General features: G+C 71.9%; 14 protein-coding genes. 8 read left to right on the top strand and 6 right to left on the bottom strand.

Annotated elements, in window-relative coordinates; translation table 11 throughout:
* Positions 1-66: 66 nt before the first annotated feature.
* Together G3I78_RS08150 and G3I78_RS08155 are read left to right on the top strand one after the other, a co-directional pair.
* The gene (locus G3I78_RS08150) at positions 67-522 is read left to right on the top strand and encodes a hypothetical protein (protein WP_164422176.1); all 456 of its coding nucleotides are present in this window, start codon (positions 67-69) and stop codon (positions 520-522) included.
* A gap of 97 nt (positions 523-619) precedes the next feature.
* Positions 620-1477: a helix-hairpin-helix domain-containing protein gene (locus tag G3I78_RS08155; RefSeq protein ID WP_164422177.1), complete on the top strand. Its 858-nt coding sequence runs from the start codon at positions 620-622 to the stop codon at positions 1475-1477.
* 54 nt (positions 1478-1531) lie between these two features.
* On the opposite strand, the gene G3I78_RS08160 is transcribed toward G3I78_RS08155, so the two are convergent.
* The 5 genes from G3I78_RS08160 to G3I78_RS08180 all read right to left on the bottom strand — a co-directional run bounded on the left by G3I78_RS08160 (position 1532) and on the right by G3I78_RS08180 (position 6338).
* Positions 1532-2761, bottom strand: coding sequence for an MFS transporter (locus G3I78_RS08160; protein ID WP_343243681.1), 1230 nt, complete (start codon positions 2759-2761; stop codon positions 1532-1534).
* Between the two features lie 47 nt (positions 2762-2808).
* Positions 2809-3702, bottom strand: a complete 894-nt coding sequence (locus tag G3I78_RS08165; RefSeq protein ID WP_164422179.1) for a dihydrodipicolinate synthase family protein — start codon at positions 3700-3702, stop codon at positions 2809-2811.
* A 37-nt stretch (positions 3703-3739) separates the two neighbouring features.
* Positions 3740-5056, bottom strand: a complete 1317-nt coding sequence (locus G3I78_RS08170; protein ID WP_164422180.1) for an aminotransferase class I/II-fold pyridoxal phosphate-dependent enzyme — start codon at positions 5054-5056, stop codon at positions 3740-3742.
* Positions 5057-5323: 267 nt separating this feature from the next.
* Entirely contained in the window at positions 5324-5599 is a 276-nt protein-coding gene (locus G3I78_RS08175; RefSeq protein ID WP_164422181.1) for a hypothetical protein, read from the bottom strand.
* Positions 5600-5672: 73 nt separating this feature from the next.
* Positions 5673-6338: a GNAT family N-acetyltransferase gene (locus G3I78_RS08180; protein ID WP_343243682.1), complete on the bottom strand. Its 666-nt coding sequence runs from the start codon at positions 6336-6338 to the stop codon at positions 5673-5675.
* 206 nt (positions 6339-6544) lie between these two features.
* Between G3I78_RS08180 and G3I78_RS08185 the strand changes: the two genes are divergently transcribed.
* From G3I78_RS08185 to sulP, 3 genes are all read left to right on the top strand, one after another.
* On the top strand, positions 6545-7774 hold the full coding sequence (locus G3I78_RS08185; protein ID WP_164422182.1) for a SpoIIE family protein phosphatase: 1230 nt from the start codon (positions 6545-6547) through the stop codon (positions 7772-7774).
* Between the two features lie 148 nt (positions 7775-7922).
* On the top strand, positions 7923-8726 hold the full coding sequence (ppk2, locus tag G3I78_RS08190; RefSeq protein WP_164422183.1) for a polyphosphate kinase 2: 804 nt from the start codon (positions 7923-7925) through the stop codon (positions 8724-8726).
* A 115-nt stretch (positions 8727-8841) separates the two neighbouring features.
* A complete protein-coding gene (gene sulP / locus G3I78_RS08195) occupies positions 8842-10533 on the top strand; it encodes a sulfate permease (protein ID WP_343243683.1) in 1692 nt (563 codons plus the stop codon).
* A gap of 43 nt (positions 10534-10576) precedes the next feature.
* Here sulP and G3I78_RS52800 read toward each other — a convergent pair whose 3' ends face one another.
* Complete coding sequence (locus G3I78_RS52800) at positions 10577-13354, bottom strand: LuxR family transcriptional regulator (protein ID WP_164422185.1); 2778 nt, start codon at positions 13352-13354, stop codon at positions 10577-10579.
* Positions 13355-13890: 536 nt separating this feature from the next.
* On the opposite strand from G3I78_RS52800, the gene G3I78_RS08205 reads away from it, so the two are divergent.
* The 3 genes from G3I78_RS08205 to G3I78_RS08215 all read left to right on the top strand — a co-directional run bounded on the left by G3I78_RS08205 (position 13891) and on the right by G3I78_RS08215 (position 20102).
* Entirely contained in the window at positions 13891-15129 is a 1239-nt protein-coding gene (locus tag G3I78_RS08205; RefSeq protein ID WP_164422186.1) for a cytochrome P450, read from the top strand.
* Between the two features lie 81 nt (positions 15130-15210).
* Positions 15211-18270 carry a condensation domain-containing protein gene (locus G3I78_RS08210; protein ID WP_164422187.1) on the top strand — a complete coding sequence of 1020 codons (3060 nt, stop codon included), beginning with the start codon at positions 15211-15213 and terminating at the stop codon, positions 18268-18270.
* Positions 18267-20102, top strand: a complete 1836-nt coding sequence (locus tag G3I78_RS08215) for a non-ribosomal peptide synthetase (RefSeq protein WP_164422188.1) — start codon at positions 18267-18269, stop codon at positions 20100-20102. Before G3I78_RS08210 ends, G3I78_RS08215 begins: the two co-directional genes overlap by 4 nt.
* The last annotated feature ends 59 nt before the right edge of the window (positions 20103-20161 follow it).

Consider the following 20161-nt stretch of genomic DNA (forward strand, 5'->3'; position numbering starts at 1 on the left):
GCGGCGGTTAAGCGGCCCGCGATACGCCGTGGGGCAGACACCGCCGAACGAGGGGAGCACGGCACCATGCCATCCGAACCGAGCGCAGACCTCAAGATCGTCGAACGTCTCCAGGTCCTCGACCCGAAGGGCGTCCCGTCCAACCTGATCATCCGGCACGGGGATCCGTTCCAGCTGGCGATCGAGTTCGACATCACCTCCCCGACGGTCCGGGCTGTGCTCTGCGCGCTGGAATTCGAGATCAAGTACACGGCGGAGAGCCTCGGCCCCAACCCCGAGGTCGACCTCGGCACCGTCAGGGGCAACACCGTCGCCGGTCAGTACAAGTACGACGCCACCACGCCCGCGGGCGCGACGACCGCCCTCGATGTCCCGAGCGGAGCGCTCAGCCCGGACACCATCTACAAGCTGGGGGCGGTGCTCACCTTCAACGTGCGCTGCCCGGGCGCGGGGACCCCGGTGAACCGGTTCCCGCTGTTCGCCTTCACCGACAGCACGAACATCCTGGTGACCTCGACGTAGTACGCCGGGACACGCCGGTCCTCCGGTGGGGCACCACGGGAGGACCGGCCGTTCGGCGGAGCGATGACCCACGGGCAGAGGCGACGGAGGAGCGAGCGTGGAGCGCCGTAGCGACACCATCGACGGGGAGGACGGCACTCCCCGCACCCACGACCTGACGCGGATCGAGGGCATCGGCCCCAAGATCGCGTCCAGGCTCACCGCGTCGGGCGTCCTGACCTGCGCGGACCTTGCGGAACGCCCGGTCGACGAACTCATCAAGCTACTGCCGGACATCACCGGCCTCTCACCGGCCAAGGTGGAGCGCTGGCGTGTCCGCGCACGGGAGTTGGCGACGGCCACCGAGCCGCCGACGGACAACCGGCCCTACGAGAGCTTCCTCGTCCGGGTGCTGCTGGACGAGAGCGGTGTGATCCGCAGTACGACCGTCCAGCACGTGCGGAGCGGGGAGCAGGCACGCTGGGCGGCCTGGGAACGCGAGTCCCTGCTGGACTTCATCGAGGGGCGGGTCGCGCCGTCGCCGATTCGCCCAGTTTCGGTCAACTCCCCTGCCTCACAAGGCACTTCTCGACCGGACGTGCGCGCGGACACCCCTGCCGACCTCACGACCGGGCTCACCCTGGACCTCGTGGACCGCCAACACGTGCGTGCCGACGGCAGGTTGGCCATGACGATCACGCTCGACCTCGACGCGGCCGAGCTGCGGGCGGATCGTCTCGCCTACAACGCCGTTGTGGTGGCACGGAAGTTGGGGACGAAGACCCGCTATCAGCTCGCGTCCGGGGAGGGGCTGGTCCCGGTGCGCGAACCCACCATCCGGTTGGAGGGGCAGGGGCTGCCCGCCGGCTTCTATCGCCTGGAGGCGGCTGTCAGTCTGCGTGAACCGGGGGCGGTACAGCCTGGAGGGCTGGCCGCGACGGCGGAGGGTCTGGCCCTTGAAGTGCCGGCGAGCTGAGGGCGAGTCGCATCGACCCGTGTGATCGGCCGGCACGCCAGCACCTGCCTGCGTCTACGGCTGTCGTGTCTGGCACCGGCTCCTCGTGAACCTGCCCCTGACACGATTCTCGAACGTGGCCGCCAGGACGGCTGTGGTCGTCCCGGTGATGCCGAGGACGAGGGGCAGCCGCACGTCCAGGCCGGTGAGGGAGCCGGCGAGGGCGGTTCCCGCGGATCCCGAGGTGATCTTCAGGGCGGCCACCCAGATGAAGACCTGCCCCTGAACACCGGCCGGCGCGTATTCCGTGCGGGCGGCGAGCGTGGCGGCGAAGAAGAGCGCGTTGAGAACGCCCGTGAGCCCGAACGCCGCTACGGACAGGGCGAAGGTGTGGCTCAGGGCGACGAGGCCCAGGCCGGCGACCACACAGAGGGCGAGGCGGCGCATGAGCCGGTCGGGATCGCCGGTGAGCGGGGAGATCATGACCGTCACGGAGCCGACGAGGTTGCCGAGACCATAGGCGGCGGTCAGCACGGCCGCGGTGCCGGTCTCGACGCCGAGGATCTTCGTCAAGTGCACTGCGGTGACCGGCAGGGCGGCGACGCTGAGCGCGACGGCCATCGTCAGGTAGGTGGTGCGGCGCAGTGAGCCGTTGCGGGCCATCAGCATCAGGGTCGGCCCCGGCTTGAGGGTCGCGCCTCGGTCTCCTCGGTGATGCGGCGCCGTAGGGGGCAGGAGCAGCACGCAGGCGGCGGCCGCCGCCGCCGCGGCCGCGAGCGCGAGTGCCGCCGCGGTGGGCGAGGCCCAGCCGGCCAGAGCGGCCACCAGGGACGGGCCGACGGTGCCGCCGATTCCGTAGGTGGCCACGTCCCAGCCCTGTGCGCGCCGCTGGGTGCGCAGCCGCGGTCCGACGATGGCGGGCAGCCGGCTGCTGATGCCGCCTGTCAGCAGGGGGCCGCATGTGCCGGCGATGGCCAGGAGGAGTGCCGTCGGCAGGGCCGGCAGGTGGCCGTATGTCAGCACTCCGGTGGCCAGCGCGGTGCTGTACACCAGACAGGCCGCGGCGATGACCTTGCGGCCGTCCCGCGCGAGATCCAGCGAACGGGCGACGAAGGGGCCGAGCAGATGCGGCGCGGTGATGCAGGCGCCGAGTGCACCCGCGAGCGTTCCCGACCCGCCCGACGAGCTGACGAGCAGGACGACCGCGACGATCGCTCCCCCGTCAGCCGTACGGGCCAGGGCGGCGGCGATGACGTAGCGCGCCAGGCGGCCCTTGGCGCCGGAAGGCCCTGGGAGCCTGCTCACGGTATTCGTCCCGCTCGCTGTGGGCTGCTGATTCACGGCGACCGCGCTCAGCCGGCGAGACCGAGGGCGTCCAGCGCTTCGGCGACCTCCTGACGTGCGGCCTCGTCCAGCCCGCGCAGCGGGCGTGGCAGGTTCGGTTCGCCCGTCAGCCCGAGGTGGGAGGCGGCGGCGGACATGACCCGCAGGCTGCCGTGGCGTCGGAACAGGGCCCACAGCGGCTCAAGGGTGTCGGACAGCTCCGTGGCGGGATCGGCGTCACCGGCCTGAGCGGCGCGGGTCAGGGCCAGCGCGGTCAGGGGGAAGGTCCCGCCGATCACCGAGTACCAGACATCGCACCCGGCGTTGAGGCCACGGGCGGCCATCCAGTCGCCGCTGACACCGATGGTGACCGTGTCGGGGATCAGCGCCCGCAGCGCGTCGATCCGGGCCTTGGCCTGTGCCGGATCGTCGGGCACACCCGGGATCTTGATCGAGGCGACACTCGGCAACTGAGCGATCCGGCCGTGCAGTTCGTCGCTGAACCGCACATGTGTCGTACCCGGGTTGTCGTACACGCACAGCGGCACCGACAGCTCCCGGGTGACGTCCTCGTACAGACCGAACACCTCGTCCTCGGTGAGCGGCTGGTACGTCATCGGGGCGAGCAGCACGGCGGAGGCCCCGGCTTTCTGCGCGTCCTCGGCCAGGGCGAGGACGTGCGAGGTGCGCAGCGCGCCGATGCCCGCCATGACGGGGGTCCCGTCGGCGGCTTCGACCGCGATCCGCAGAGCGCGGGCCCGCTCCTCGCGGGTGAGGTAGGCGTAGCCGCCGGTGGAGCCGAGAGCGCCGATGGAGTCGGCACCGGCGGTGGCGAGGCGGGTGACGAGTGTGGCGTATGCCGTGGTGTCGATGCCGTCCTCGTCGGTGGGGGTGAGCGGGAAGGCGCTGAGGCCGTGGAACACGGTGACTCCTTGAGAGGGGAGGGGGCACGTCGGGCTGTCAGGGCGCCGTACGCAAGTCGGCGACTACCGCGGCGAGTTCGGTGGCGAATGCCTCGGCCTGCGGCTCGGTGACGGTGGAGCTGGTGATCCGGATCGCGCCTTGGTGGGCGGACGGGTCACGGACGAAGAGGTGGCCGGGGCGTACGGCCCAGCCCCGATCGGCCAGGGCTCGGACGACGGATCGGCTGTCGACGTCGAGTTCGACCCATACGTTCAGTCCGTCGGGCCGGTGGGGCACCTCGATGCCGTGGGCATGCAGCCGCTGGATGAGCAGGCTGCTGCGGTGCGCGTAGGCCGCGCGGGCCCTTTCGTGGAGTTCCTGCACGCGGGGATCGACGAGCAGTTCGTGGGCGGTGTGTTGCAGGAGGCGGCTCACCCAGGTGGTGCCGGCACTCAGCCGTGCCTCCAGGCGCGCGGCGGTCTCCGCGTCGGTCGCGACCAGGGCGAGACGCAGGTCCGGGCCGAGGAACTTGGAGAGGGACCGCACGAGCGCCCAGCGCGTCGCGGTCGCAGGGGTGATCCGGTGGTACGGCCGGGCGGAGACGGCCGAGAAGTGGTCGTCCTCGATCACCAGGACCTGGGGATGGTCGGCCAGGACCGCGCGCAGGTCGGCCGCCCGCTCCCCGGTGAGACTGGCACCGGTCGGGTTGTGGGCGCGCGGCGTGCAGACGACCGCGCGAGCGCCGTCCTCGAGCGCGGCCCGCAGCGAGTCCGGACGCATGCCGTCGCCGTCGACCCGCACCGGTGCCGACCGGTACCCGTTCAGCCGCAGTGTTCCGATGCTCGCCAGGAAGCACGGATCCTCGACCGCCACCACGTCGGCACGGGCGAGATGGGCGTTCAGGAGACGTTCGGTGGCGTCGACCGCTCCGTGCGCGACCAGCGTCCGAAACGGCTGCTCGATGTCCTCGGCGAAGTCGCCGGCAGCCCATTCGGCCAGTGCCTCGTCGACGGCGGACGTGCCGTACAGGGGCTGGGAGTAGTGTCCGCCGCGGGCCGCGGCCAGGATGTCCGGCAGTAGCCGCGGATCGGGGTTGCCGCTGGCCAGGTCGATGGAGTCGCCGCCGACGCCGACGCCCTCACGGGCGAGCTGCGGCACCGCCGCAACCACGGTGCCACCGCGGCCCCGGGTCTCGGCCACCCCGGCCTCGACGAGCCGCCGGTATGCCAAGGCGACCGTGTTCCGGTTCACTCCGAGCTCGGCGGCGAGCACCCGCACCGGCGGCAGCACCGCCTGTGGCGCGAGCGCGCCCGACGCGACCTGGTCTCGGACACTGCCGGCGATCTCCGCAGCGGTCGTACCCGTGATCGGCACGTGATCACCTCCGCAAGCGACTCTAGCACTTTGTCCTATGCCAAAAACCGGTGGCCTCGACGCACGCGGGAACCCTGGCTGTCGCCGGGCGGAAGTCGTGGATGAGCGGGCTCCGCACCTCGGGAACGCCGTGGTGCTCAGTGTGATGCGGGGCGGCCGTACGAGGCCGGAGGGCTGTCGTGGAGGTGATCGATGTCGGCCGTCGACGTCGGCAGGTCGCCGTCGACCGGTGATTCACACACGGCCCGCGACATCGTCAGCAGGCACTCAACTGCCGTTCCAGTCGATGCCGTTGTCCTGGAGCCAGCGGATGTCGTGCTCGGCCACGGGCGGCACGGACGCCGGCGTCACTTCGACGGTGCCCATCCGTACCCCGCCCTTGCCGCCGACGTGCGTGGCGTTCTCGTCGCCCGCTTCGAGGATGCGCCTCTCGTAGTGGGGCGGCCAGCGCAACAGCATGCGCCGGTCGCAGCTGAGGCAACTCCACTCCTCGGCACCGGAGTCGACCGTCCGGGTCAGGACCATCTGATGAGTGTCGGACATCGCGCCGTCCTCCTCGTCCCCGGACGTCGGGTCTCCTCGCCATGCCTGTCCAAACCGTGCGCGGGCATGGGAATCACCCTGCTGTCGGTGATCCGTCCTGTCGGGCGCGGTGGCAGTAGAGCATCCCCTCGTGGTCCGGCTCCGGGTCGAGGAGGCCGAAGCCGACGGATTCGACGCAGTTGCGGCTGGCGTGGTTGTCGGCGTCGATGCCGCAGAAGAAGGTCTGGACATCGCAGGTGTCGGGGTGGGTGAGGACGGCCCGGAGGGCGGAGCGGCCGTGTCCGTGCCGCCACCGGTCGGGGTCGACCAGGTAGGCCAGGCCCATGGCGATCCGGGGTTCGGGGCCTTCACCGTGGTAGCGGACCCAGCGGTCGTAGACATCGCCGCCGATGAACGCGACCGGCGTCCCGGCCTGGTCCAGGCCGATCCACCCGTGGCAGCGCAGCACCACCGCGCCGCGGAAGACGGTGCCGGGCTCCTCGCCGATCAGCCCCAGCTGACGGTGGATCCATTCGCGGCCGCCCAGGCGCCTTCGGACCTCGGGGTGGTCGAACCAGTGCTCGATCCGCTGCGCCCCGGCCTCGCTCAAGGGCTCCAGCCGCATGCCCGGGCCGTCCGGCCGGGTCTGCGCGGGCCGGCTCATGCCGCCGCGCAACGGGACGTCGTAAGCCTTCCTGAACGCCTGGTTCGTCTTCTCGGTATGTGTGCGGACCTCGTCATGGCAGACCTCCCGCGTCACCGCATTCCCGATTGTCGGGGGCGGATTGTACGAGACCGCCTGCCCGTTCGCACCCGGTGCGACGAGGACGTCCAGGACGGATACTCTCCAGCGAGTGACCCCGCCGTCCCGCCGAGGGCGACGCCCGGACTGAGGACGTACGCCACCTCGATGTTCTCTATCGTGGAAAATCACGTCATGACGGCCGAAGTCGAGGCAGGCAGCACATGAGGCAACCGCAGATCGACCACGCCGCGGTCTTCCGGGCCCTGCCCGGCATGGTGGCACTGCTGACGCCCGAGCTGGTGTACGTCGACGTCAACGACGACTTCGTACGGCTCACCGGCCGCGCCCGCGACCAGTTGGTCGGCCGCTACATCTTCGACGTGTTCCCGGAGAACCCCAACGACTCCGCCGCGGCTGGGATGCGGGAGACCCGGGAGTCGATGCTGCGCGCGGTGTCCACCGGCGAGCGCGACACCATGGCGGTGCTCCGCTACGACATCGAGGACCCCCAGCGCCCCGGCCGCTGGAAGCAGCATTTCTGGAGCCCGGTCAACGCGCCCGTACTCGGCGCCGACGGCAAGGTGACGCTGCTCGTGCACCGGGTGGAGGAGGTCACCGAACTGATCCGGGCCCGCGGCGGACCGGGGGGCGACAGCCGGGCGCGCGTGCTGGAGGCCGAGCTGTACACCCGGGCCCGGGAGCTCCAGGAGGTGAACGAACGCCTGCGCGCGGCGCACGCCCGCGAGCGCGAGGTCGCCCTGGCGCTCCAGGAGGCGCTGCTCCCCGCCCCCGGACCCCTGGGGCACCATCGGACGGCCGTGCGCTACCGGCCCGCCGTCGGCGCCCTGAACGTGTGCGGTGACTGGTACGACCTGGTCGACCTGCCCGACGACTGCCTCGCGGTGGCCGTCGGTGACGTGGTCGGCCACGGCCTCGCCGCCGCCTGTGTCATGGGCCAGCTGCGCAGCGCGCTGAGTGCCGCCACGCGTGTCGCCGACGGCCCGGCCCGGGCTCTGGAGGCCCTGGGGCTGTACGCCCGTTCCGTCGACGGCGCCGAGTCGACCACGGCGGCGACGGCCTTCATCGACTGGTCCGACCACACCATCACCTACAGCAGCGCGGGCCACCTCCCGCCCGCCCTGCTCGGCCCCGACGGCACGGTGACCTTCCTGGACCGGGCCACCGACCCACCGCTCGGCGCCAGCCTCGAACACACCATGCGCCCGGAGGCCACCGTGTCCTTCGCCGAGGGCGCCACGCTCGTCCTCTACACCGACGGTCTGATCGAACGCCGCACCGAGGACATCGACACCGGCCTGGCCCGCCTCGCCGCGACCCTCGCCGCCCACCGCGAGGCCGACCCCGAGACGCTGGCCGACGCCCTCCTGAGCCGGCTGCTGCCGGCCACCGGCAACACCGACGACACCGCCCTGGTCGTCATCCGCCTCTGACGCCGAGGCGCACCGAGGCGCACCTCGGCGACGCCGCCTCCCCCATCCGACGTGCGCAGCCGCACGCCGGAAAGTACGGTGGCGTCCAGATGTTCGACCTCGGACATGGGACGGCGTGCCGGGCAGGCCGTCGGAGGGTGGAGGCGGCATGGCCGAGAAGAGCGTGGCGAAGCTGCCGCGCAAGGCGTACGAGGCTGAACTGCTGTGCCTGCAGACGGAGTTGGTGAAGCTCCAGGAGTGGGTGCGGGCCGAGGGCGCCCGGGTCGTCGTGGTCTTCGAGGGCCGGGACGCGGCCGGCAAGGGCGGCACCATCAAGCGGGTCGCCGAGCATCTCAACCCCCGGGTCGCCCGGATCGCGGCGCTGCCGAAGCCGACCGAGCGCGAGCGCAGCCAGTGGTACTTCCAGCGGTACGTCGAGCATCTGCCGGCGGCCGGCGAGATCGTGCTGTTCGACCGGTCCTGGTACAACCGGGCCGGTGTCGAGCATGTGATGGGCTTCTGCACCAAGGAGGAGTACCAGCTCTTCCTGCGCCAGTGCCCGATCTTCGAGCGGATGCTGGTCGAGGCCGGGATCGTGCTGCGCAAGTACTGGTTCTCGGTGAGCGACACCGAGCAGCAGGAGCGCTTCCGCAGGCGTCTGGAGGATCCGCTGCGGCGCTGGAAGCTCTCCCCGATGGACCTGGAGTCGATCACCCACTGGGAGGCCTACTCCCGTGCCAAGGACGAGATGATGGTGCACACCGACGTCTCCGAGGCGCCGTGGTACGTCGTGGAGAGCGACGACAAGCGCCGGGCACGGCTGAACATGATCGCCCACCTGCTGTCCTCGGTGCCGTACCGCGAGGTCCCGCCACCGGTCCTCGACCTTCCCGAGCGGCCGACGTCGACCGGCTACGAACGCACACCGCGCGAGCTCCAGACCTACGTCCCCGACCACGCGGCGACCCTCTGAGTCACCGGGTGAAGAGGTGCCCCCGGTGGGACACTCCGGTGACTCATGGGCGCCGGACGGAAGAAGGTGGTTCGTGAGGCAGGACACGGGAACGCACCCGCCGTGGTGGCCTCGCGTGGCACCCGGAGCCGTGACCCTGTTCGGTTACCGGCGCACCTGGCTGCGGGGCGACCTGCTGGCCGGGGTCACGGTGGCCGCGTATCTGGTGCCGCAGGTCATGGCGTACGCGGGCGTGGCCGGGCTGCCACCGGTCGCGGGGCTGTGGGCGATCCTGCCCGCCCTCGCCCTGTACGCGCTGCTGGGTTCCTCACGCCTGCTCTCGGTCGGCCCCGAGTCCACGACCGCGCTGATGACGGCCACCGTGGTCGCCCCGCTCGCCTCGGGCGACCCCGGCCGGTACGCGACCCTGGCGGCCACCCTCGCGGTCACGGTCGGGCTCCTGTGCCTGGTGGCCCGGGTGGTGCGCCTGGGCTTCCTCGCGGACCTGCTCTCCCGCCCGGTCCTGATCGGCTATCTCGCGGGCGTGGCGCTGATCATGATGGTGGACCAGCTCCCCAAACTGACCCGCGTACAGACCACCGGCTCGGAGTTCTTCCCCCAACTGTGGTCCTTCATCAGGCACTTGCCCGACGCCCACGGCGCGACCGTGATCCTCTCCGCCGCCGTGCTCGCGTTCCTCTTCACGGTGCCCAAGCACATCCCGGGCCCCCTGATCGCCTTCGTCCTCGCGACCGCCACGGTGGTCGTGTTCGACCTCGACGACCGGTACGGCATCAAGGTGATCGGCGAGATCCCCTCCGGCCTGCCCGGCCTCGCGTGGCCGGACCTGGGCGAGCTGCCACGCCTCGTCCTGCCGGCGCTCGGTGTGCTCATCGTCGCCTACACGGACTTCATCCTCACCGCGCGGGCCTTCCACGGCGAGGGCCCCGGGCTCGACGCCAACCAGGAGTTCCTGGCCCTCGGCACCGCCAACCTCGGCGCGGGCCTCCTGCACGGCTTCCCGGTCAGCAGCAGCGCCAGCCGCACCGCGCTGGCCTCCTCCGCGGGCGCCCGCAGCCAGGCGTACTCCCTGGTCGCCGGGGCCGTCGTACTCGCCGTCCTGCTCTTCCTCAGCCCCCTGCTCACCCGTACGCCCTCGGCCGTCCTGGGCGCGCTCGTCGTGTACGCCGCCGTCCGCATGATCGACCTCGCGGGTTTCCGCCGCCTCGCGTCCTTCCGCCGCCGCGAGTTGTTCCTGGCGCTCGGCTGCCTGGCCGGGGTGCTCGCCCTCGACATCCTGTACGGCGTCCTCGTGGCCGTCGGCCTGTCGGTCGCCGAGCTGCTGAGCCGGGTGGCCCGCCCGCACGACGCGATCGAGGGCGTGGTGCCCGGGGTGGCCGGCATGCACGACATCGACGACTACCCCACGGCCCGCACGATCCCCGGCCTCCTCGTCTACCGCTACGACTCCCCGCTCTTCTTCGCCAACGCCGAGAACTTCCACCGCCGCGCCCTGGCCGCCGTGGACGAACAGACCACCCCCGTACGCTGGTTCGTCCTCAACGCCGAGGCCAACGTCGAGGTCGACATCACCGCCCTCGACGCGGTCGACGAACTCCGTCGCCAACTCACCGACCGAGGCGTCGTGTTCGCCCTCGCCCGCGTGAAACAGGACCTCCTGAACGACCTCAAGGCATACGGCCTCGCGGACGCGGTGGGTCCGGAGCTGATCTTCCCGACGCTGCCGACCGCGGTGGCGGCGTACCGCCACTGGGCCGATGGACGACCGGACCGAACCGGAGCCCGCATCCAGGAAGAACCCACGTGACACGGTGCGCCGTTCAGCGGTGAGGTCACCTGGGTCCACCTGCTCAGCTCGGTCCCGGAACCGGTGCGATCACCAGCGACGGCAGGTCGGAGCGGCGGGTGACCTTGAGCTTGCGGTACGTCTTGGTCAGGTGTTGCTCCACCGTGCTGACCGATATGTAGAGACGACTGGATATCTCCCGGTTCGTGTAGCCGAGCGCCGCGAGTTCGGCGACTCGGCGTTCGGCCTCACTGAGCAGGGTCTCCGCTTCCGAGACCTCGTCGGGGGACTGGAGGGATTCGAAGGACGCGGCCGGTTCCGCCGAGGCCGGGGCGAGGGCCAGCGCCTCCACCAGGGACTCGGCATGGCACTCCCGCGCGATGTTCCATGCCCGCCGCCCGACCGTACGAGCCCGGCGCAGCTCCCCGAGCGCGTGGTACGTGTTCGTCAACTGCACCAGGGTGCAGACGAGTTCGTACTGGTCCCCGCAGCCCTGAAGGAGATCGGCGGCCTGCCGCAGCAGCATCGAGCGACGGCTGACGTTGAGGGTCGCGGCGATGACGCGCATCGACAGACCGGCGCCGCGCGGCGACCGCCCGTCCGCGCGGGCCAGTTGATCCTCCGCGAGCTTGCAGGCACGCTCCGGTTCGTCCATCTCCAGCAGCACGGCCGCCGCCTCGCCTCGCCACGGGACCAGCCCCGGGACGTCCATGCGCCACTCGGTCATCAGTTCACCGCAGGTCTCGAAGTCCTCCAGGGCGGCGTGAAGGTGTCCGGTGGCCAGATTCAGCCTCCCGCGCGCCTGGAGGTACGACAGCCCGAACCGGGTCTCGAGAGCCTCCTGCGGAAGCGGCAGCTTGAGCTGCGCCAGGGCTTCGTCGTGCCGGCCCATCGCGGTGAGGGCGCGTACGAGCGTGCCCCGGACCTGGGCGAGCGTCACGCCCCAACTCGCGGACGGCAGCAGCCGCAGGGCCTCACGCACCTGTTCGGCGGCGTCCAGCAGTGCGCCTTGCCGCAGACTGATCTCCGCTCGCACGGCCAGCACCGAGGCGTGTCGCAGTCGTGACTCACCGATGGCCGACTGGGCGAGCACGGCGTCGCACAACTGAGCTGCCTGGGGGATCCGTTCGCTGTAGACCAGGGTGAGCAGCCCGGCGAGGATGACACCGGTGCCGGTCTCCTGGAGCGGGGCACTGCCCAGGACGCGCTCGACGAGGTCGACCGCTCCCTGGCTGGACGACCGGGAGAGGACCGCGTCGAGCGCCTGGGTCACGTTCAGATTCTGCCGGGTGTGCGGCAACCGTGCGGCTCGATCGGGCTGGTGGCCGTCCCCCTGGAGACCGGCGTCGGCCAGTGCCGGGTAGGCGTGGCGGATGACCAGGCTCAACTCGGTCAGCTCGCCGTGGGAGGGACCGTCGGCCGCTCCCGCGGCGTCCGCCAGCAGCGGCAACAGGCCGCGGGCACCGTCGAACCGGCCGTGCCACATCAGCGCTTTGACGAGCACGATCAGGTCGCTGCCGCTCAGGTGGCCGGCGTGGCCGGCGGTGACCAGGTCGTCCAGGTAGGGGGTGCACATGCTGGGGTTGAGGCCCCAATCCGCGCACAGCTGCGCCGCCAGCAGACGGGCAGCGGCCCTCTCGTCGCCCGCGCAGCCCTGCCGAGCCAGTGTCAGACATGCCGCCGCGTGTGACAACTCCCCTTCGGAGAGAGCTAGTCGGGCGGCCTGGGTCAGGACGCCCACGGCCCAGGGCGCACTGCTGTCCCCCGCCGCGAGGAGCCAGCGCGCCACCCGGCAGGCGGACAGGCCCTGGTGATAACCCCAGTCGGCGGCGCCCGAGTTCAGCCGGTAGAGGTTCTCGGGAGTGACACCGCCCAGCACGGCCGAGGCGCCCGCGGAGTGGCTGAAGTCGTCACCGGTGAGTATCCCGGCCGCGCGGAGGGAGTCGAGGATCTTGCCGACGACGACCGGGCACATGTCCAGCAGCGCGGCCACCCCCTCGCAGCCGCCCAGCACCGCGACCGCCTGTGCCACCCTCGCCGGACCGGGGTCGACCCGCCGCAGATACTCCAGCACCGCCCGCCCGTACCCCTCGCCGGCCCCGAAGAGTTCGTCACCGCAGGGCACGGCGCCCGCGCGGCGCATGACGAGATGGTCGCGGAAGAGGGCGTGGGCCAGGAACGGGTTGCCGTTGGTGTGCCGGTGGCATCGCTCCACCATGGCGGCAGGCGCCTGACGACCCAGCACCCGGGCGCCGAGATGGGCCACACCTTCCAGGGACAGCGGTTGCAGGGTGAGCTGGTGGCAGTTCGGCTGACGCAGCAACTCGTCCGCGCACTCACGCTCGTGGTGCTCCGAGGACTCGGAGTACGTGAAGACCGTGGCCACCCGGGCGCCACGGATGCGGCGGGCGAAGTACGACAGGACGGACTTGGACTCCGCGTCCGCGAGGTGGATGTTGTCGACGGTCACGGCGAGGGGACGGCGGCCGGAGAGGTCCAGCAGGATCATGGCGAGGGCGTGGGTGGTCCGGATGTCCGGCTCCGCGCCCGCGTCGACGGCGAGCAGCCGGTCCGCTTCCGCGCGCGCCCCGGCGGACAGCGGTGCGTGGAAGAGCAGTTGGCTCATCACGCCCATCGGAACCTGTCTCTCCTCCTCGCAGGCGATCGCCGTGAGCACCAGCACACCCTGCTCCGCGGCAGCCCGTGCGTAGGTCTCCAGCAGGACGCTCTTGCCCATGGCCGCGGCAGCCCCGACCAACGCCGATGTGCCGTGCCGGTAGACGGCCTCGTCGAGCAGGTCCAGCAGGAATTCGAGCTCCTCTTTACGCTCAAGCAGAACCATGCCCGTAAAACCTTTCCCCTCGCGACGCAAAAGAGCAACCAGCATTGAATAAAGAAACGGCTAAACCACTCAAGGCGTTGCGCCTGCCACTGATCGCCTCCCTTAATTGCACGGACGCCGCCGGGCGGTCAATTCCGGCCGACGTCAGGCTTTGCAAATTAACACCCCGATCGATGCCTCGCAAGGCGCGTCAGTACAGGGCGATTTGACAACGCCGAGCCGAACGACCCACACACCGCTAAACGACGTATGAACCCAGACCTAACGAAGATCTCGGCTTTTCAGGGCCGCGCGAAGCAACTGTGCAGCGCGATAAAGAGCGCATAAGAAATTCATCAATGCACCAGCCCGGCCACATCCAGCATCACGACGTTTTTCAGCCATGCCGAGTTTCATGTGCAACATACCGGACCCTCGACACTGCCAGGGGTCGCAATAGGGGGTCGTGGGCCCGATTAGGGGTTTCCTCACCAACCCGCGTCGCTAACGTACGAGACGTCACCCTCCCGCGCTCCGAGCAACCCACGAGGAGCTCCATGCCCTTTTCGCCCGACAAAGAACTGGCGGACCCCCTCCAGACCGCACGGTTCATCTGGAGCATGGGGGCGCTGGGCGATCCGTACGCGTTGCTGCTGCGTGGCCAAGAGGACCCGTACCCGCTGTACGAGCGGATCAGGAAGCGGGGCCCGCTGCACCTGAGCCGCGTCGACACCTGGGTGACGGCCGACCACGCGCTGGGCAACCGGATCCTGCGAGACGGCCGTTTCGGTACCCGCACGGCCGAGGGCGAGCGGGTGCTCCCGCTGTTCTCCTCGCTCGACGACTCGTTCCTCAAGCTGGACCCGCCCGACCACACCCGGTTGCGCCGGCTGGCCATCCCCCTGTTCAGCCCTCGTCACATGGGCGCCTACCGGCCCCATGTGGAGGAGGTCTGCGCCGAGTTGCTGGACCGGCTGGACCCGTCGGCCGGTTTCGACCTCGTCCAGGACTTCTCCAAGCACCTCCCCATCGCGCTGATCCGCGGTCTGCTCGGGGTGCCCGACAGTGCCCGGGAGAAGTTCGACCGCTGCTGTCACGGAGCGGCGCAGGTGCTGGAGGGCCGGATCTCGCCCCAGCACATGGCGGAGCTCGAGGGTGCGATCACCGGGCTGTACGAGGTGTTCACCGAGCTGATGGAGCTGCGCGCCCGGGAGCCCGGCGACGACGTGATCAGCCGGCTGGTCGCCGCCGAGCGGGAGGAGGTGCTCACCCGCGAGGAGTCCCTCGGCATCTGCGGCATCCTCGCCGTGGCCGGCACCGAGACCACCACCAACCTGGTGGCCAACGGGATCCTGGCGCTGCTGGACCACCCCGAGCAGTGGACCCTGCTGCGCGAGGATCCGGCGCTGGCGGAGGGCGTGGTGGAGGAGACCCTGCGGTGGGACTCCCCCGCCCAACTGGCCACCCGGGTCGCCCACGAGGACGTGGAGCTGGCCGGCCATGCCGTACCCGCCGGGTCCGCGGTGGCGGTACTGCTCGGCGCCGCGAACCGGGACCCCGCGGTCTTCCCCGACCCGGACCGCTACGACATCACCCGTGCCTCCAGGACCGAGCATCTGTCGTTCTCCGGCGGTCCGCACTACTGCCTGGGCGCCCCCCTGGCCCGTATGGAGGCCGCCGTCGCGTTCCGCGCGATCGCCGCCCGGCTGCCCGATCTGCGGCAGACGGCACCGGTGGAGCGCTGGATGTCGGTGTCGGCCCGCGGCCTGAGGCGGTTCCCGGTGGCGACAGGGTGACCGGAACATCCATCAGGCGGGGTGGCCGTTCCTCGGTGACCGCCCCGCTCCCACGACCGAGCAGACGAGAGAGCGCAGTACATGGGATCGCCTGAGAGCACCGAGACCTCCCGCCACGGGTGGCCGCGAGGGGAGACACGCCCCGTCAGCCGCAAGGAGGAGGCGTTGTGGCTGCTCGAACGTCTGGTACCGGACGGCAGTGCCAACAACGTGCCCGGCGCGGCCATCCGGGTCGCCGGCCGACTGGCCCGGCAGCCGCTCGAGGACGCCGTGGTCGCCCTGCTGCGCCGTCATGAGGCACTGCGCACCGTGTTCCGCGTCGCGGACGGCGCCCTCGTGAAGGAACTGGTCCCGCAGCACGCCGTCACCTCGGTCGTGGAACGCCGCGAGGTCGGGGACCAGGACGAACTCCGTTCCGTACTGGCCGAGTTCGTGCTGCGGCCGTTCCCTCTGGACGGCGGTCCGCTGCTGCGTGTGGGGCACTTCACGGTCGGCGACGGGGACGTGCTCTGCCTCGCGGTGCACCATCTCGTCTTCGACGCGATGTCCACCTCGATCTTCCTGGAGGAGCTGGCCGTCGCCTACGGCGCCGCCGTGGGCGGTCACGATCTCACCACGGCGCCCGTGGACGTCGTACCCGCCTGGCCGGAACCGGAGACGGGCGAGGCGAGCCTGGCGTTCTGGCGCAAGCACCTGGACGGTTTCGACCCCTACGCGGCACGGCTGTGGGTCGGCGACCGGACCGCGGGCGGTGACTCGCTGGCCGGTTCGACCACCAGCCATCTGCTGTCGCCGGAGGCGGTGGCGGTGCTGCGCGACTGCCGGCGCCAACTGCGGGCACCGGACGCGGTGGTGCTGCTGGCCGCCTACTACCTGCTGCTGGCCCGGCACGGTGCCGGGCCGGACTTCGCGGTGGGCCTGCCGGTCAACATCCGCGGGCCGCTGACCCAGCGCACCATCGGCTACCACGTCAACATCCTGCCCCTGCGCAACCGGGTGGGCGGCGAGCGGACGGTCCGGGAGTTCGTGCGGGACACCCGGGACGTCTTCCTGGAGGCGATCGGCCACGCGGACGCGCCGGTGGACGTACTGATGCCCGAGGCGCCCCGGCTCGACTCCTCGTGGCGGTCCGCGCTGTTCCGGCATGTCTTCAACTACCTTCCGGGGCGCGGCACCTCGCCCATCCGCTTCGGTGACCTGCCGGGCCGGCTGGAGGTCGTGGAGACCGGAAGCAGCAAGTTCGACCTGGAGTTCGTCATCGCGACCGTCCCCGACGGCTACGAGGTGAAGGCCGTGTACTCCACGGCCGTGCACACCGAACGGAACGTGGAACTGCTGCTGCGCCGGTACGACGCGCTCCTCACCGAGTTGGGCCGGGACCCGGAGCAGCGGCTGGCCGAGGTCGGTGCCTGGTGCCCCGAGGACCTCGCCGCCGTGGACGCCGCGCACGCCCCGCATCCCTACGGCCCCCCGCGCACCCTGCCCGCCGTGGTCGCCGCCCGGGCCACGGCCACGCCGGACGCGGTCGCCGTGGAGGAGAACGGCCGCACCCTGACCTACGCGGCGTTGTGGCAGGCGTCACGGGCCACCGCCGCGCTGCTGCGCGAGCACGGGGTGACGCCGGGCGACCAGGTGAGCGTACGGACGACACCGGGCGCGGCCGGGCTGACGGCCCTGCTGGGTGTGTGGCTGGCGGGCGCGGTGTCGGAGCCGGTGGCGCCGGTCGGCTGCTGCCCGCCCGCGGCACCCGGAGCCGATGCCGGGACGAGCCGCATCGCGGCCGACGGCGGCCCGGTCGAACAGGCCGCGGCCGACGGTGAGACGTCCTGGGACGCTCCGGACGACGGCACGGCTCTGCTCGTCCCGGACGGCCGCGTGCTCCGTCCGGTGCCGGTGTCGAGCCGCCCGGGCGAGGACGACGAGGCCGGTGACAGCGTCGGTGCGTACGACCCGGACACCGTGGCCGCGCACGGGGCCGGCGGCGCGATCGGCCATGCCGACCTGGCCGCGCTGATGGGTGCCCTCGCCGAGGAACTCGCCGCCGAGCCGGGCGGCCCGGTGGACGCGGTGTGGCACGGCGCACCGGGCTGCGCCTCCCAACTGCCCGAGATGTGGCTCCCGTTGGCCACTGGGGGCCGGGTCGTCGCGGTGGGCGCCGGGGAGTCCCTGCCCACCGTGCTGGAACGGCATCCCGCGGCCCTGCTGCGCGCCGCGCCCGGCACCTGGTGGGACCTGCTGGCCGACGGCGTCCCGCTGTCCCGCCCCGCTCTGCTGACCGAGGCTCCGCCGCTGGGCCTGGCCCACCGGCTGGTCGGCGCGGGCGCCCGGCCGTATCAGCTGCGGGTCGACGGCGCGGGCGTGTGGGGTGTGCAGTCCTCGGCGGATCCGGGCGACCGGTGGCTGAACCGGGTGCGTCCGGTGCCGGGCGTCCGGATCGCCGTGACCGGGCCCGAGGGGCAGGAGCTGCCGCTCGGGGTGACCGGCGAGATCCGGGTCTCCCGGGGCAGCTGGGAGCCGGTGGGCGCGGGGCTGCTGGGCCGGTGGACCGACGACGGGCGGGTGGAGGTGCTCGGTTCGTCCGCGCGGCGCCTGTTCCGGCTCGGCGACTGGGTGGAGCCGGAGCGGATCGAGGCGGTGCTCGCGGAGCATCCGGCCGTCGCCCATGCCGCGGTGGTCGAGGTGTGCGCCGGGGACGCCACGCTGGTCGCCCTGGTACGGACCGTGCCGGGCCAGGAGCCGCCGGACCCGGTGTCGCTGCGCGCGCACACGGCCCGGCTGCTGCCCGGCGCGGCGGTGCCTTCGCACGTGGTGGTGGTCGACACCCTGCCCGCGACCGCCGACGGCGTCGTGGACCTGCTCGCGGTCGCCGAGCGGGCCGCCGCGGTCGCCAACACGGCTCCCGCGGCGGGCGGCGACTGGACGCCGCTGCTGGTGGGGTTCTGGAACACGCTCACCAACCGGCAGGACCTGGGCCCGCACGACAACTTCTTCTCCAGCGGCGGCCATTCGCTGATGGCCGCACAACTCGTGCAGCGGGTCGAGGAGGACACGGGGGTGCGCCTGCGGCTGGCAGATGTGTTCGAGAACCCCACCCCGGCGGGCCTGGCCGGACGGATGACCACGCTCCAGGAGGAGTCATGACCGGCACCGCGGCCGACCCGGGTGGTTCCCTGCCCGACCCGTCCTGGAATCCCCCTCCCGCGCCCGAGGCCCGGGCGCGGACCCTGCACGGACTCTTCGACTGGTGCGTGGCACGGTGGCCCGACGCCGTCGCCGTGGTGGACGGCACCCGTCGGATCACCTACGGCCAACTGGCCGCCGCGTCCGAGGACTTCGCCGCCGAACTGGCCGAGCGCGAGGTCAGGCCCGGCATGCTGGTGCCCGTGCTGATGCCCCGGTCGGCGGAGTTGCTGGCGATGCTCCTGGCCGTGGTGCGGCGGGGCGCGGCGTACGCGGCGCTGGACCCGCGCTGGCCGCGGGCGCGTATCGAGGCGCTGACGGAGCGGCTGGACGGCCCCCTGCTGGTGACGTCCGGCGACGAGCCGTGGCCCGGCTCCGTCTGGCGGGTCGGTCCGGCCGACTTCGCCGCCCTCGCGGCCACCGGGCGGCGGGCCCCCGAGGTGACCGTGCGCGGCGACGACGCGAACGCGGTGTTCTTCACCTCGGGCACCACCGGCACGCCCAAGGGGGTGCTGACCGCGCACCGGGGCCATGTCCGGCTCTTCGACGACTGGGCGTTCGCACCGGTGGGCGGCGGCGCGGTGATGCCGCAGTCGCTGGCGGCGACCTGGGACGCGTTCGGCCTGGACTCCTGGGCGGTGCTGCTGGGCGGCGGGACCCTGCGGATCATGACGGACACCGTCGAACTGGCGGGCCGTCTGAGGGAGTTGGTGGCCGAGGAGGGCGTGGACACGGTGTTCCTGCCCACGGCCGTGCTGCACATGGTGATCGACACCGACCTGGACGCCTTCACCGGGCTGCGGGTCGTCGGCACCGGTGGCGAGGCCCTCTCCCCCGCGCACGCCCGCCGTTTCCTGGACCGGCATCCGCAGATCCCGCTGCACAACATGTACGGCCCGGTCGAGTCCACCATCGCCGCCACCGGGCACGTGGTGCGGCGGCAGGACTGCGCAGACGACACGGGGATCCCACTGGGCCGCCCCTATCCGGGCACGGCCGCGTACGTCCTGGACGGCGACCGCGTGTGCGCGGTCGGGGAAAGCGGTGAGATCTGCCTCAGCGGCAGCGGCCTGGCGCTGGGCTACCTCGGCGATCCGGAGCTGACTGCCCGGAAGTTCGTCAAGGTGCCGGTGGGTCCGGACGGCGGCATGGTCACCGTGTACCGCACCGGGGACCTCGGCCACTGGTCGGCGGAGGGCCTCCTGCACTTCGACGGCCGCGCCGACCGGCAGGTCAAGATGCGCGGCTACCGGGTGGAACTGGACGACGTAGAGCTGGCCGCGCGGCGGCTGCCCGGGGTCGGCAGCTGTGCCGTGGTCCCGCTCCACGGGCCGGACGGCGCGTGCGAGGACCTGTGCCTGTTCTACGTGGGCACGGGCGCCGACGGCCCGACGGCGGACGAGGTGCGGGCCCTGCTCGGCGAACGCCTGCCGGCGTATCTGGTGCCGGCGCGGGTGCATCGGCTGGACGCCCTGCCGGTGCTGGAGGACCGCAAGGTGGACGGCCGGGCCCTGACCGCGCTGGCTGAGGAGTTGCGGGACGCGAGGGCCGCGGCCGGTTCGGCGCCCCGGGAGGGAGCGGAGCTGCGGATCGCGGCGGCGTTCACCGAGGTGCTGCACCTGGAGCGGGTGCCGCGGGACGCGTCCTTCTTCGCTCTGGGCGGCAACTCGCTGTACGCGGTGCAGCTGTGCCAGCTCGTGGAGCGGGACTTCGGGGTGAACCTGTCGCTCGCCCAGGTCTTTGACGCGCCCTCGGTGGCGGCGCTGGCGAAGGTGCTGGAGGCCGACGGCTGAACCTGCCCCCCCTGCACGAAGAGGGCCCGCCGCTCCTGGAGCGGCGGGCCCTCTTCGTG

This window comes from Streptomyces sp. SID13726 (genome assembly GCF_010548375.1).
Classification (GTDB): domain Bacteria; phylum Actinomycetota; class Actinomycetes; order Streptomycetales; family Streptomycetaceae; genus Streptomyces.

Bases quoted from the DNA above. Each gene is read 5' to 3' on its own strand.
- G3I78_RS08175 (WP_164422181.1), bottom strand. From the start codon at position 5,599: ATGTCCGACACTCATCAGATGGTCCTGACCCGGACGGTCGACTCCGGT.
- G3I78_RS08150 (WP_164422176.1), top strand. From the start codon at position 67: ATGCCATCCGAACCGAGCGCAGACCTCAAGATCGTCGAACGTCTCCAG.
- G3I78_RS08215 (WP_164422188.1), top strand. From the start codon at position 18,267: ATGACCGGCACCGCGGCCGACCCGGGTGGTTCCCTGCCCGACCCGTCC.
- G3I78_RS08185 (WP_164422182.1), top strand. From the start codon at position 6,545: ATGAGGCAACCGCAGATCGACCACGCCGCGGTCTTCCGGGCCCTGCCC.
- ppk2 (WP_164422183.1), top strand. From the start codon at position 7,923: ATGGCCGAGAAGAGCGTGGCGAAGCTGCCGCGCAAGGCGTACGAGGCT.
- G3I78_RS08210 (WP_164422187.1), top strand. From the start codon at position 15,211: ATGGGATCGCCTGAGAGCACCGAGACCTCCCGCCACGGGTGGCCGCGA.
- G3I78_RS52800 (WP_164422185.1), bottom strand. From the start codon at position 13,354: ATGGTTCTGCTTGAGCGTAAAGAGGAGCTCGAATTCCTGCTGGACCTG.
- G3I78_RS08205 (WP_164422186.1), top strand. From the start codon at position 13,891: ATGCCCTTTTCGCCCGACAAAGAACTGGCGGACCCCCTCCAGACCGCA.